11 protein-coding genes are annotated in these 13031 nt (G+C 71.1%); 1 reads left to right on the top strand and 10 read right to left on the bottom strand.

What is annotated here, in order from left to right:
* Nucleotides 1-147: 147 nt before the first annotated feature.
* Complete coding sequence (locus DEJ12_RS05050) at nt 148-1839, bottom strand: AarF/ABC1/UbiB kinase family protein (protein ID WP_181433067.1); 1692 nt, start codon at nt 1837-1839, stop codon at nt 148-150.
* Nucleotides 1840-2152: 313 nt separating this feature from the next.
* Between DEJ12_RS05050 and DEJ12_RS05045 the strand changes: the two genes are divergently transcribed.
* Nucleotides 2153-2332, top strand: a complete 180-nt coding sequence (locus DEJ12_RS05045) for a hypothetical protein (RefSeq protein WP_110864577.1) — start codon at nt 2153-2155, stop codon at nt 2330-2332.
* Between the two features lie 9 nt (nt 2333-2341).
* Here the strand turns inward: DEJ12_RS05045 and aroB are convergent, their stop codons facing one another.
* The 9 genes from aroB to DEJ12_RS05000 form a co-directional block, all read right to left on the bottom strand.
* Nucleotides 2342-3439 (bottom strand): 3-dehydroquinate synthase, encoded by a 1098-nt coding sequence (aroB, locus tag DEJ12_RS05040; RefSeq protein ID WP_111029250.1) that lies wholly within the window; start codon nt 3437-3439, stop codon nt 2342-2344.
* Nucleotides 3436-4017, bottom strand: a complete 582-nt coding sequence (locus DEJ12_RS05035; RefSeq protein WP_181433066.1) for a shikimate kinase — start codon at nt 4015-4017, stop codon at nt 3436-3438. Before DEJ12_RS05035 ends, aroB begins: the two co-directional genes overlap by 4 nt.
* Nucleotides 4014-5234 (bottom strand): chorismate synthase, encoded by a 1221-nt coding sequence (gene aroC, locus DEJ12_RS05030; RefSeq protein ID WP_110858979.1) that lies wholly within the window; start codon nt 5232-5234, stop codon nt 4014-4016. The genes DEJ12_RS05035 and aroC overlap by 4 nt, the downstream gene beginning before the upstream one ends.
* A 42-nt stretch (nt 5235-5276) precedes the next feature.
* Entirely contained in the window at nt 5277-6839 is a 1563-nt protein-coding gene (gene mltG / locus DEJ12_RS05025; RefSeq protein ID WP_181433065.1) for an endolytic transglycosylase MltG, read from the bottom strand.
* A gap of 93 nt (nt 6840-6932) precedes the next feature.
* The gene (gene ruvX, locus DEJ12_RS05020; RefSeq protein WP_181433071.1) at nt 6933-7376 is read right to left on the bottom strand and encodes a Holliday junction resolvase RuvX; all 444 of its coding nucleotides are present in this window, start codon (nt 7374-7376) and stop codon (nt 6933-6935) included.
* An 8-nt stretch (nt 7377-7384) separates the two neighbouring features.
* Entirely contained in the window at nt 7385-10042 is a 2658-nt protein-coding gene (gene alaS, locus DEJ12_RS05015) for an alanine--tRNA ligase (protein ID WP_111029247.1), read from the bottom strand.
* Between the two features lie 59 nt (nt 10043-10101).
* A complete protein-coding gene (locus DEJ12_RS05010) occupies nt 10102-10284 on the bottom strand; it encodes a hypothetical protein (RefSeq protein ID WP_027465751.1) in 183 nt (60 codons plus the stop codon).
* A 421-nt stretch (nt 10285-10705) separates the two neighbouring features.
* Complete coding sequence (gene rpsD, locus DEJ12_RS05005; RefSeq protein ID WP_017887166.1) at nt 10706-11335, bottom strand: 30S ribosomal protein S4; 630 nt, start codon at nt 11333-11335, stop codon at nt 10706-10708.
* Between the two features lie 234 nt (nt 11336-11569).
* Complete coding sequence (locus tag DEJ12_RS05000; protein ID WP_110864582.1) at nt 11570-12922, bottom strand: replication-associated recombination protein A; 1353 nt, start codon at nt 12920-12922, stop codon at nt 11570-11572.
* Nucleotides 12923-13031 lie beyond the last annotated feature (109 nt).

Below are 13031 nucleotides of genomic sequence, written 5' to 3'. Positions count from 1 at the left end.
AGTCGTCGGTGTCCCGTTCGGTCGTGTTGTGAAGTGTCCTCGGGCCGCGGACGGCCCCGGACGAGTGTAGCGGACGCCCGCCCGGCGGCCGGAGCGGTGCGCGTGCGTGCCGGACGCGCCGGTCACGGACGGGCGCCGGGCCCGCGGTCAGCGTCGCCGTCGAGCGAGCCAGGCGTCGATCGCCGCCCAGCCGAGCAGCACCACCGCCGCTCCCCCGAGCAACCCGCCCGCGACCCCGGTGGACAGGGCCGCCGTCGGTCGTGCCGGCAACGACAGGTAGACGATCGCCAGGATCCCTGCCCCCGCACCGAGCAGCACGAGCAGGATGCGCCGGATCATCCCGGACACGAGCTGCCGGTCGCGACTGTCCGCGAAGAGCCGGATGTTCACCGTGAAGCGACCGGTCTCGATCGCCTCGCCGATGCGGTCCACCCGTCGGGGCAGGCGTCTGGCAGCCGACACGACGCCGAGCAGTTCCTTCGCCGCCAGATCGCGGAGCTTGCCCGGCCGGAGCTGGTCGGTGATCTGCTCCCGGGCGAGTCCGCGGGACTCCTCGAGCAGGTCGAACGACGGTGCGAGCGTGCGGAGCGTGCCCTCGAAGATGGCCAGGGCGCGTGCCGCGGCGACGAAGTCCGGCGGCGGCTTCAGCCGGTACCGCCCGAAGACCTCGACCGCGTCGTCCACGGTGTCGACGCCGATGCGCGCACCCGGGCCGAGCTCGTCCGCGACGAAGCGGGCGATGTCCCGACGGAAGTCGGGCTCGTCGTGCGCATCGCGCACGGGTGCCATCCGCAGGACCGCATCGGCGATCCGCGACGTGTCGTCCTGCAGGTACGCGGCCAACAGGTCCTGGACCGTGTCCCGGAGACCCGGGTCGAGCCTCCCGACCGATCCGAAGTCGATCAACGCGGGCCGACCATCGGGCAGCACCAGGACGTTCCCCGGGTGCAGGTCCGCGTGGTACAGGCCGTCGAAGACGACCTGGCGCAGGAAGGCGCGGAGGATCGCGCGCATCGGCGCGTCGAGGTCGCGCTCGGAACGCTCGGCGCGGATCGCGCTGAGCGTGTCGCCCTCCAGGAACTCCATGACGAGCACACGCCGGCCGGACAGGTCCGGGTAGGGGTCCGGGAACCGGACCTCGTCCGGACGCGCGCTGCGGGCCTGGGCCGCACGCAGCGCGGTGAGGTTCCGGAGCTCGGAGACGAAGTCGACCTGCCGGATCAGGTCGTCCGCGTACTGGCCGGCGATGTCCTGCACGCCGACCTGCCGCGCCTCGGTCGACCACCGGGCCATGAACCGGACGACCCGCAGTGCGATGTCCACGTCGCGGCGCACCGCTGCGTCGATCCCCGGCCGCTGCACCTTCACGGCGACCGCGGTGCCGTCGGGCAGTCGGGCGCGGTGCACCTGCGCGATGGACGCCGCTGCGACGGGCACCGGGTCGAAGGTCGCGAACACCTGGTCGACCGGGGCGCCGAGCTCCTGCTCGAGGAGCGCACGGACCTCGTCAGCCGGCGCCGCCGTGACGTTCCGCTGCAGGTGGGCGAGTCCCTCGGTCCACTCCTCGGGCAGCAGGTCGTCACGGGTGGAGAGCAGCTGGCCCATCTTCACGAATCCGCCACCGGCTTCCTCGAGCGCCCGGCGCAGGTGCTCGGCCTGGTCGCGACGCAGCTCCGACGTTGCCGGGTCGTGCGAGAAGTCGAGACGACGGAACGGCACCAGGTGGTGGCGGCGGGCGATCGAGAGGAGTTCGGTGAAGCGTCGACCACGGGAGCGCAGGGTGCCGGTGTCGGCATCGCGCGGGCCGGAGAGGTCGCTCAGTCGGGGTGGGGTGGGCACGCCCGCCAGTCTGCTCCCCGGTGCTGGGTCCGCAGCGTGCGCGTGGCCCGGTCCGTCGCGTCGCCCCATCCTCCTCCACAGCCTGGAGGCCCGGTGCGGCTTCCACAGGTCGGCGCGGGCCCGGCGCGGGGCTCGGTCCTGGAGCGAGACACTCGTGCCCGAGCACATACGACATTTCGACAACGGTGCTCCGAGACCTGGAGACCGTACCGTGGTGGTCGAAGGCCGATCGCCGACTCGCGAGCCGAGCGCTCCGCAGGCGAGCCAGCGCCGACCAGGCACATGACGACGACGAACGAAGGGCCTCCGACTGATGTCGATCCTGCGACCGCTCCCCGACGCGCCCGACCTCGACGAGGACGACGACGTCCTCTTCGCCTGGGACCACGGCGCCACCGTCGACGAATGGCGGGAATCCCAGCGCACCGGCGTGGTCACCGTCTCGACGCGTGTCACCTGGTGGTGGCGCAGGATGCGACGGGTCCTGCGCTGACCGGCGTGGCTAGACGCCGACCTCCTGGTAGGCGGTGAAGAGCAGGTGGTCCTCGGGGCCCTCGAGCACGACGGGCTTGCCGACGCCGTCCAGGATGATGAACCGCAGCATGCCGGCACGGGCCTTCTTGTCACGACGCATGGTGGCGAGCAGCCCCTGCCAGCGCCCGACGCCGTACGAGGTCGGCAGGTCGAGCGACTCGAGGATCGCCCGGTGCCGGTCGACCGTGGCGTCGTCCAGGTGCCCGGTCAGTCGGGCGAGCTCGGCGGCGAACACCATGCCGACCGAAACCGCTGCACCGTGGCGCCACTGGTACCGCTCGGCGTGTTCGATCGCGTGCCCGAGGGTGTGGCCGTAGTTCAGGATCTCGCGTCGCCCTTGCTCCGTGAAGTCGTCCGAGACGACCTCGGCCTTGAGCGCGATGGCGAGCTCGACGACCCGACGGAACTCCGCGGTCGTCGGGTCGGTGACCCGGTCGACGTCGGCCTCGACGATGTCCAGGATCTCGGGCACGGCGATGAACCCGGCCTTCACGATCTCGGCGAACCCGGTCAGGATCTCGTTGCGCGGCAGCGTGCGGGCGAGGTCGAGGTCCACGACGACGGCACGCGGGGCGTAGAAGGCGCCGACCAGGTTCTTGCCCTCGTTCGTGTTGATGCCCGTCTTCCCGCCGACGCTGGCGTCCACCATGCCGAGCACGCTGGTCGGGACGGCCACGTACGGCACACCGCGCAGCCAGGTCGCGGCGACGAAGCCGGCCAGGTCGGTGACCGCACCGCCACCGAGGCCGATCACCGCGTCGGTGCGGGTGAAGTCGGCCTGCCCCATGATCTGCCAGCAGAACGCGGCGACCTCGACGCGCTTGGCGCCCTCGGCGTCGGGGACCTCGGCGATCAGGGCTTCGAGCCCGGCCTCGACCAGCAGCGCACGGAGCTCGTTCGCCCGGGCACCGAGCGTCGGCGAGTGCACGATGAGGACCTTGGCGACACGCGGGCCCAGGATCGCGGGCAGGGCACCGAGCAGGTCCGTGCCGACGGCCACCGTGTAGCCGTCGTCACCGCCGACCCGGATCTCGGTGGTCCCGGCGGGCAGGGTCGACTCGGTCACGGTGCTCCTTCGGTGCTGGTGGTGCTGCTGGTCGTGCTGCCGGGCGCGGCGGTGGTGCCGGCGTCGCTGCGCAGCCACGTGACGACCTCGTCGACCACGCGGGACATCGGCCGGCGGGACGTGTCGACCACGACGTGCGCGAGTTCGGCGTAGGTGGCCGCCCGCTCGTCCATGATCGTCTGCCAGGCGTCGATCCCGCCGTTGGCGAGCAGCGGCCGGTCGGACCCGGCGATCCGGTCGGCGACGGCCTCGGGCGACACGGTGAGCAGGACGATGCGCGCGCCGCTCAGGGCCTGCCGGGTGTCCGCGTGGGTGACGGCTCCCCCGCCCACGGCGATGACGCCGCCGGTGGCCAGCGCTGCCCGGACCGCCTGGGCCTCGAGCGCGCGGAACGCCGGCTCGCCGCGGTCGGCGAAGATCCCGGGGATCGGCCCGTGCTCGCGCACGATGACCCGGTCGGTGTCCGTGAACGGGACGCTGAGGGCCTTCGCCACCCGCTTGCCGACGCTCGACTTGCCGGCGCCCATCGGGCCGATCACGACCACGGGCGCGTCGGCGCGTCGGACGTCGGTGCTCACAGGTCGGTCGACGTCGCCGACGGCTCGGTCCGGCGTGTGCGCAGGGTCTCCGGGATCGCCGCGAGGTAGGCGTCGAGGTTGCGCTTCGTCTCGACGACGTTGTCGCCGCCGAACTTCTCGAGCACCGCGTCGGCGAGCACCAGGGCCACCATCGCTTCGGCGACGACACCGGCAGCGGGCACGGCGCAGACGTCCGAACGCTGGTGGTGCGCCGAGGCGTCCTCACCGGAGACGACGTCCACCGTGTGCAGGGCGTGCGGGATGGTCGCGATCGGCTTCATCCCGGCGCGGACGCGCAGCACGGTGCCCGTGGACATCCCGCCCTCGGTCCCACCGGCGCGGTCGCTCGTGCGGTAGATCTCGCCGTCCTCGCGGTACAGCTCGTCGTGCGCGGCGGAGCCCCGGCGACCGGCGGTCGCGAAGCCGTCACCGACCTCGACCCCCTTGATGGCCTGGATCCCCATGATCGCCGCTGCGAGGCGGGCATCGAGCCGGCGGTCCCAGTGCACGTGCGAGCCGAGGCCCGGCGGGACGCCGTAGAACAGCACCTCGACGACGCCGCCCAGGGTGTCGCCGTCCTTCTTCGCGGCCTCGACCTCGGTGACCATGCGTGCGGAGGTCTCGGCGTCGAAGCAACGCAGCTGGTCCTCGTCGAGGCGGTCCACGTCGTCGGGCAGCGGCAGGTCCGTGCCGTCGGGGACCCGGACGGTCCCGACCTGCAGGGTGTGTGCCACCGAGCGGATGCCGAGTTCGGCCAGGAACGACTTGGCGACGGCACCGAGCGCCACGCGTGCGGCGGTCTCGCGGGCACTCGCCCGCTCCAGGATCGGGCGCGCCTCGTCGAAGCCGTACTTCTGCATGCCGACCAGGTCAGCGTGGCCCGGACGCGGTCGGGTGAGCGGCGCGCTCCGCCCGCGGGACATCTCGGTGGACTCGATCGGCTCGGGGTTCATGACCTCGACCCACTTCGGCCACTCGGTGTTGCCGATGCGGATCGCGATCGGGCTGCCGAGCGAGTAGCCGTGCCGGACGCCGCCGGACACGTGCAGCTCGTCCTGCTCGAACTTCATCCGCGAGCCACGGCCGTAGCCGAGCTTGCGGCGCGCGAGATCGGCACGGATGGACTCGAACGACACCGGGACACCCGCGGGCAGGCCCTCGAGCATGGCGATCAGTTCGGGTCCGTGGGACTCACCAGCAGTCAACCAACGAAGCATGCCGCAATCCTCCCACAGCGATCGTCCGTGCGACGTCGTCGCCTACTGGTAGTCGGGGTGCGCCCGGAGCCACGCCTGGAACTGCTCGACCGCCACCAGGTGCTGGTCGTAGGTGTCCGAGAAGACGGTCTTGCCCGACTCCAGGTCGACCGTCACGAAGTACAGCCACTTGCCCGGGGCCTCGTTCGTCACGGCCTTGATCGCGATGTCACCCGGGTTGGAGATCGGTGCGGGCGGGAGCCCCTCGTGCGCGTAGGTGTTGTACTCGTTCGAGGCGTCCGCACGCTCGGCGTCCGTGGTCGTCACGGTGTGCGTGTTGCCCGTGCCGTACGCAACCGTGGCGTCGGACTGCAGCTTCATGCCCTGGTCGAGGCGGTTCTGGAACACCCGGGCGACCTTGGGGTAGTCGGCTGCGAGACCGGCTTCCTTCTGCACCAGCGACGCGAAGACGATGGTGCGCTCCTGGTCGGCCTCCTTGACGCCGGCGGCGGACAGGTGCTCCTTCATGGTGTCGACCATCGACTTGAAGTACTGCTCGGCGGTCCAGCCCGGGTTGATCGGGTAGGTCGCGGGGAAGAGCCAGCCCTCGAGCGTCGTGACGCCGGACGGCAGGTCGTAGGCCGACAGGTCCTTCGCGGCCGCGTCGACCTGCTTCTCGGTCAGGCCGGCCTTCGAGACCATCCCGGCCTTGATGTCGGCGAGTGCCGTGCCCTCCGGGATGATGATCGACGCCTGGACGCGGTTGTCCTTGTCCTGCAGGGCCGCCAGCGCCGACTTCGAGCTCATCTGCTTCTTCAGCGCGTACGAACCGGGCTGGAACTGCACGTCCGGCGATGCCAGCAGGAGCTTGTAGAACACCTTCGAGTCCTTGACGACGCCGCTGCGCTGCAGCGTCGCGGCGACGTTCTCGCCGATGTCGCCCTGCTTGATCGTGATGGTCACCTTCGAGGTGCCGTTGCCCGTGTAGTCGTCGGGCTCCTGCGCGCCGCTGATCGCCGCGATGAGCTGCTGGATCTTGGGTGCGGCGAACGTGTACGCCCCGACGCCGGCAGCGAGCACGACCGCGACGATGACGAGCCCCGCGACGAGCGGTCCACGCCGGCGCTTCGGCCGTGGCTCGCGGGGCGGCCTGGAGGCGCGTCCTCCGCCGCCTCGTCCCCCGCGTCCGCCGCCTCCCGCGGCACCACCGCCGCCGGTCGCGTCACCGTCGTCCGTCCCGTCGGCTCCGGATCCGCCGGCCGCAGCGGTCGCCGCGGACTCGGTCGGCAGCTCGCCGGTCAGCAGTGCGGCGACCTCGGGGTGCAGGTCTTCGGGGCGGGTGGCGATCGGTGCGTCGGCGGGGGACGCAGGGCGTTCGTCGCGTGCGGCTGGCGGAGCCTCGGTGGTCCGTTCGGCGGCCGGCGGCTCCTCGGTCGCTGCGACGCGGGCTCGTTCGGCCTCGAGGGCGCGGGCTTCGCGTCGGGACAACGGAGGCGCCGGCGGTGGGGTCACCTGACCAGCGTCGTCGCGGTCATCGGTGCCTGTCGCGCGGTCGGAAGTCGCCTTCCGCCGCTCGGCGTCGTTGCCGGGCGCGATGATCGCGTTCCAGTCCAGATCGTCTGCCAACGTCCTCGGTCTCTCGGTCGGGAACTCCACCTGGGCACCGTCGTCCTCACAGCTGACGACGAGAGCACCCATGTGCGGTACCGGGCAGCCCTGTCAGGGAAGCGTGGTGCCCGGAGGGGCACCGGCACTGCGCTCGTGGTCGAGCGCGTGTTGCAGAATGATAACAGCGGCTGCTTGGTCGATCACGGCCCGGGACTTCTTCGTGTTCTTGCCGGCCTGGTGCAGCCCTCGCTGGGCGGTCACGGTCGACAGTCGTTCGTCGACCAGGCGCACCTGTCGACGCACCGCGATCCGGGCGGCGAACACGCGGGCGTCCTCGGTGGAGGCCGTGTCCCCACCTGACATCGACAGCGGCAGCCCGACGACGACCTCGAGCACGTCGTACTCGTCCGCGAGCTCCAGGATGCGCCGGAGGTCCTTCGAGTCGTCACGACGGACGGTCTCGACCGGCGTCGCCAGCAGGCCGTCGCGGTCGCACACGGCGACCCCGATCCGGGCGCGTCCGACGTCCACGCCGAGCCGCCGCCCGGACCGGATGCCCACGGTCAGCCCGCGAGCCGTGCGGTCACGGCACGCAGCGCCGCGGGGAGCGCTGCTGCGTCCGTCCCGCCGCCCTGCGCCAGGTCCGGCTTGCCGCCGCCACCGCCACCGAGCACGCCGGCGGCCTCCTTCGCGAGGGGGCCCGCCTGCACGCCCGCAGCACGGGCGGCGTCGTTCGTCGCGACGATCACGATCGGCTTGCCGCCCACGACGGCACCGAGCACGACGACGGCCGCGCCGTCACCGAGCTGGCCCCGGACGCCGGTGGCGAGCGAGCGCAGGTCGTCGCCGGACTGCAGGCCGTCGACCGTCTCGGCGACCACGGTGGTGGCACCGACGGTGGTGGCGTTCCGGGCGATGGCGGGCACGCGCTGCTGCAGGTTCGCCGACTCGTACTCGGCGAGCTTCTTCTGGGCGGACCGGAGGTCCTCCATCAGGTTCTGCACGCGCGCCGGCAGGTCGGCACGGGGAGCCTTGAGCGCGCTGGAGAGCTGCGACACGATCGTGCGCTCGACGGCGAGGTCGCGGAACCCCTCGAGCCCGACCAGTGCCTCGACACGGCGGTTCGTCGAACCGACGCTCGACTCCCCCACCAGGTTGACGAGCCCGATCTGCGCGCTCGAGGCGACGTGCGTGCCACCGCAGAGCTCGCGGGACCACGGGCCGCCGATGTCGACCATGCGGACCTCGGCGCCGTACTTCTCACCGAACAGGGCCTGCGCCCCGAGGGCCTTCGCCTCGTCGATGGGCAGGATGCGCGTGGAGACCTCGAGGTCGGTGCGGATCGCGGTGTTCACGACCTCCTCGATCTCGGAGCGCGTCTCGAGCGAGACCGGCTGCGACCACGAGAAGTCGAGGCGCATGTAGCCGGACTTGTTGTACGAACCGGCCTGCAGCGCCTCCGGCCCCAGGATGTCGCGGAGCGCCGCGTTCACCAGGTGCGTCGCGGAGTGTGCCTGGGTCGCGCCGCGGCGGTACTCCGCGTCGACGACGGTGCTCGCGGCGTCACCGACGCCGACCTCGCCGGAGCGGACCTGCACGGTGTGGCTCCACAGTCCGGAGACCGGTCGCTGGACGTCGAGGACCTCGAGGTCGAACCCGTTGCCGACGATCGAGCCCTGGTCGGCGTCCTGGCCGCCCGACTCGGCGTACAGCGAGGTCTCGCCGAGGATCACCTCGGCGATGTCACCGGCGACCGCACGGTCGACGCTCACACCGCCGACGATGATGCCGAGCACGTGCGTCTCGGCCTCGAGCGCGTCGTAGCCGAGGAAGGTCGTCTCGCCCTTGGCCCGGAACGCGCTGTACACGCTCAGGTCGGCGATCGCGGTCTTCTTGCTCTTCGCGTCGGCCTTCGCCCGGGCACGCTGCTCGGACATCAGGGTCTCGAACGCCGTGCGGTCGACGTGGACCCCGGCTTCCTCGGCCATCTCCATCGTCAGGTCGATGGGGAACCCGAAGGTGTCGTGCAGCAGGAACGCCGTGTCACCGCCGATCGACGGGGCGCCGTCCTGCTTCGCACGCTCGACGGCCACGTCGAGGATGGTCGTGCCCTGCGCCAGGGTGCGGAGGAAGGTCTCCTCTTCCGCGTAGGCGATACGGGAGATCCGGTCGTAGTCGGACGCCACCTCCGGGTACGCGTCGCGCATGGCGTCCCGGGACGCCGGGAAGAGCTCGGGGAACGTGGGCGCCTCGACACCGAGCAGGCGCATCGCGCGGACGGTGCGACGGAGCAGACGACGGAGGATGTACCCGCGGCCCTCGTTCGACGGGCTCACGCCGTCGGCGATGAGCATCAGCGAGGAACGGACGTGGTCGGCGATGACGCGCATCCGCACGTCGTCCTCGTGCACGGCGCCGTAGCGTCGGCCGGAGATCTCGGCTGCACGGTCGAGCACCGGGCGCACCTGGTCGATCTCGTACATGTTGTCGACGCCCTGCTTGATGAAGGCGACGCGCTCGAGCCCCATACCGGTGTCGATGTTCTTGTTCGGAAGCTCGCCGGTGATCTCGAAGTCGTACTTCGACCGCACGTCGGCGATCTGGTACTGCATGAAGACGAGGTTCCAGATCTCCACGTAGCGGTCGTCGTCCGTCGCCGGGCCGCCGTCGATGCCGTACTCGGGGCCACGGTCGAAGAAGATCTCCGAGCAGGGACCCGCGGGTCCGGGCTGTCCGGTCGACCAGTAGTTGGTGTCCTTGCCGAGGCGCTGGATCCGCTCGTCGGGCAGCGACGAGTGCTGCTTCCAGAAGCCGATCGCCTCGTCGTCCTCTTCGTAGACGGTGACCCAGAGGTCGTCCGGCGAGAAGCCGAGTCCGCCTTCGGTCTCCGGGTTGGTCAGGAACTCCCAGGCGAACTGGATCGCCTGCTCCTTGAAGTAGTCGCCGAACGAGAAGTTCCCGTTCATCTGGAAGAACGTGCCGTGGCGAGGGGTCTTGCCGACCTCTTCGATGTCGTTCGTGCGGATGCACTTCTGCACGCTCGTCGCCCGCGGGAACGGCGCCGGGATGAGACCGGTCAGGTACGGGATGAACGGCACCATGCCGGCGACCGTGAAGAGGAGCGACGGGTCGTCGGAGACGAGGGACGCGGACGGGACGACGGTGTGGCCGCGGTCACCGAAGTACTGGAGCCAACGGCGGCGGATCTCTGCGGTCTGCATGGTGCTTCCTGGGTTCAGGTCGTGGGTGGAGGAGGGTCGAGGCTGCTCGGTCGGAGCGCTCAGACGTCGGTACGGAGCTCAGCCTCGCGCGACCGGTAGCCGTCCGCGACGGCACCCGTGAAGGCCTTCGTCTTGGCGTTCACCTCGGCGAAGAGCCGGGCGCCACCGGAGGTCTGGGCGACCCGGTGTGCGACGGCGAACCCGATGACGATGCCGACGGCGACGAAGAACAGCTGCTTCACGGTGCCTCTCCCTCTGTGCACCCGGGCGGTGCATGCCCGGACAAGCTTAGTCGCCGGGCACTTCCGCGCGTCCCCGTCCGCAAGACGCCGTCGTGTCGGCAGGACGCCGCCGAAATCAGAAGCGTCTCGCGCACCCGGCGGCGCGTCGATGAGACGACGGCGTGTTGCGGACCGACCAGGGGCCGGGCTGGAGGCCGTGCGCACGGCGCACCCCGCGCCTCCCGTCCGCCCCTGCTCACGTCCACTGCCCCACACAAGACGCCGTCGTGTCGGCAGGACGCCGCCGAAACCAGAGGCGTCTCGCGCATCCGGAGGCGCGTCGATGAGACGACGGCGTGTTGCGAAGCGGAGGCGGTGCCGGAACGCCGAACGGCGGGTCGCCCTCGAGAGGACGACCCGCCGTTCGGGTGTGATCAGTGGATCAGCGAGCTGCGTAGTACTCGACGACGAGCTGCACTTCACAGGTCACGGGGACCTCGGCGCGCTTCGGGCGACGCACGAGGCGGGCCTGGAGCTTCTCGATCTCGACCTCGAGGTAGCCCGGGACCTTCGGGAGGACTTCCTGGTGGCCACCGGCAGCGGCGACCTGGAAGGGCTCCATCGACTCGGACTTTGCCTTGACGTGGATCAGCTGGCCCTCCTTGACGCGGAAGGAGGGGCGGTCGACGAGCTTGCCGTCGACCAGGATGTGGCGGTGCACGATCAGCTGACGGGCCTGCGCGGTGGTGCGGGCGAAGCCGGCACGGACCACGAGGGCGTCGAGGCGCTGCTCGAGGAGCTCGACCAGGTTCTCACCGGTCAGGCCCTTCGTCTTGCGGGCCTCTTCGAAGACGATGCGGAGCTGCTTCTCGCGGATGCCGTACTGGGCGCGCAGACGCTGCTTCTCACGGAGGCGGACGGCGTAGTCGCTGTCCGCACGACGGCGCGTACGGCCGTGCTCACCGGGCCCGTAGGGGCGCTTCTCGAGGTAACGGGCGGCCTTCGGCGTCAGCGGGATGCCGAGTGCGCGCGACAGGCGGGTCTTGCTGCGGGTACGTGACTTGGTAGACACAGGGTCCTTTTCTCTGTTCGAACTGAATACTCACCGGAGGCCGGGCACGCGAGCGCCGGTGGCCCCGACGACGGGATCCAGAGGGATGAGCCTGTGGGATCGGACGGCTACAGTCCGAACCTCTGCCCCCGTACCACCGGAGTGGCACTCTGTCCTCGACGCAGCCGTGCTCGAGGACCAGGACGTAGGCCCGGCAATGCTAGCAGCATCGGGGCGAGCGCAGAAGCACCGACGCTAGTGGCCGCGTGTGATCTTCCGGAGTCGCTCGAGCCGCGGCCCGACCTCGCGCTCGTAGCCGTTGGCCGTCGGCGTGTAGTACTCGGTGCCCTCGAGGGCGTCCGGCAGGTACTGCTGCGCGGCGACCCCGTGCTCGGCGTCGTGGGAGTAGACGTACCCCTTGCCGTGCCCGAGGCGCTTCGCCCCGGCGTAGTGCGCGTCGCGCAGGTGCATCGGGACCGTGCCCATGCGCCCCGCCTTGACGTCGGCCATCGCCTGGTTGATGCCGTTGTAGGCGGCGTTCGACTTCGGCGCCGTCGCCAGGTACACGACGGCCTCGGCCAGCGGGATCCGCCCCTCGGGCATCCCGATGAGCTGCACGGCCTGAGCCGCGGCGACCGCGATGGGCAGCGCCTGCGGGTCGGCCATGCCGATGTCCTCGGACGCGGAGATGATGATCCGCCGCGCGATGAACCGGGAGTCCTCGCCGGCCTCGATCATCCGGGCGAGGTAGTGCAGGGCGGCGTCGACGTCGCTCCCCCGCACCGACTTGATGAACGCGCTGATGACGTCGTAGTGCTCGTCGCCCTGTCGGTCGTAGCGCAGCAGCGCACGGTCGACCGCGGCCGCGACGGTGTCAGCGTCGACGACGGGCACGGTGTCGTCGTCCTCGTCCTGTGCGGCGGTGGCCGACGCCGCCGCGGCCTCGAGCGCGGTGAGGGCACGTCGGGCGTCACCGGACGCGAGGCGGATGATCGCGCTGCGGGCTTCGTCACCGAGGACGACGGCACCGCCGAGCCCGCGGGGGTCCTCCACCGCGCGGTCGACCAGCATGCCGAGGTCGGGATCGGTGAGCGGTTTGAGCGTCAGGAGCAGCGAGCGGGACAGCAGGGGCGAGATGACCGAGAACGACGGGTTCTCGGTGGTGGCGGCGATCAGGATGACCCACCCGTTCTCGACGCCGGGCAGCAGGGCGTCCTGCTGGGCCTTGCTGAACCGGTGGATCTCGTCGAGGAACAGCACCGTGGTCGACCCGTACAGGTCGCGGTGGGTCAGGGCCTTCTCCATGACCTCGCGCACGTCCTTCACGCCGGCGGTCACGGCGGAGAGCTCGACGAACTCGCGACCGGACTGCCGTGCGATGGCCTGCGCCAGCGTGGTCTTGCCGGTGCCGGGTGGGCCCCACAGGATCACGGAGACCCCGCCGGGGTTCTCACGCGTGCCGGTGGCGAGCTGCACCAGGGGCGAACCCCGGCCGAGCAGGTGCTGCTGACCGGCGACCTCGTCGAGGCTGGTGGGGCGCATCCGGACGGCGAGCGGGACGGAACCCTGCGCGAGACCGGCGCGACCACCCGTGGTGGGCGCGTGCATTCCCGAACGATCCGCTGCCATCCTGCAATCGTAGGCCGGTCCACCGACGCAGGCCGCGCCTCCCGCCAGGTGGTGGTGGTGACCGTTCGGCTACGCTCGTTGCACACTG

It is taken from the genome of Curtobacterium sp. MCLR17_059 (assembly GCF_003234665.1).
Lineage (GTDB): Bacteria > Actinomycetota > Actinomycetes > Actinomycetales > Microbacteriaceae > Curtobacterium > Curtobacterium flaccumfaciens.
Note: the sequence above shows the minus strand (reverse complement) of the source record. Positions and strands in the feature narration are given on the sequence as shown.

What these genes read in the sequence shown, in the direction of transcription:
- DEJ12_RS05045 (WP_110864577.1), top strand. Translation starts at nt 2,153, where the DNA reads ATGTCGATCCTGCGACCGCTCCCCGACGCGCCCGACCTCGACGAGGAC.
- aroC (WP_110858979.1), bottom strand. Translation starts at nt 5,234, where the DNA reads ATGCTTCGTTGGTTGACTGCTGGTGAGTCCCACGGACCCGAACTGATC.
- alaS (WP_111029247.1), bottom strand. Translation starts at nt 10,042, where the DNA reads ATGCAGACCGCAGAGATCCGCCGCCGTTGGCTCCAGTACTTCGGTGAC.
- DEJ12_RS05000 (WP_110864582.1), bottom strand. Translation starts at nt 12,922, where the DNA reads ATGCACGCGCCCACCACGGGTGGTCGCGCCGGTCTCGCGCAGGGTTCC.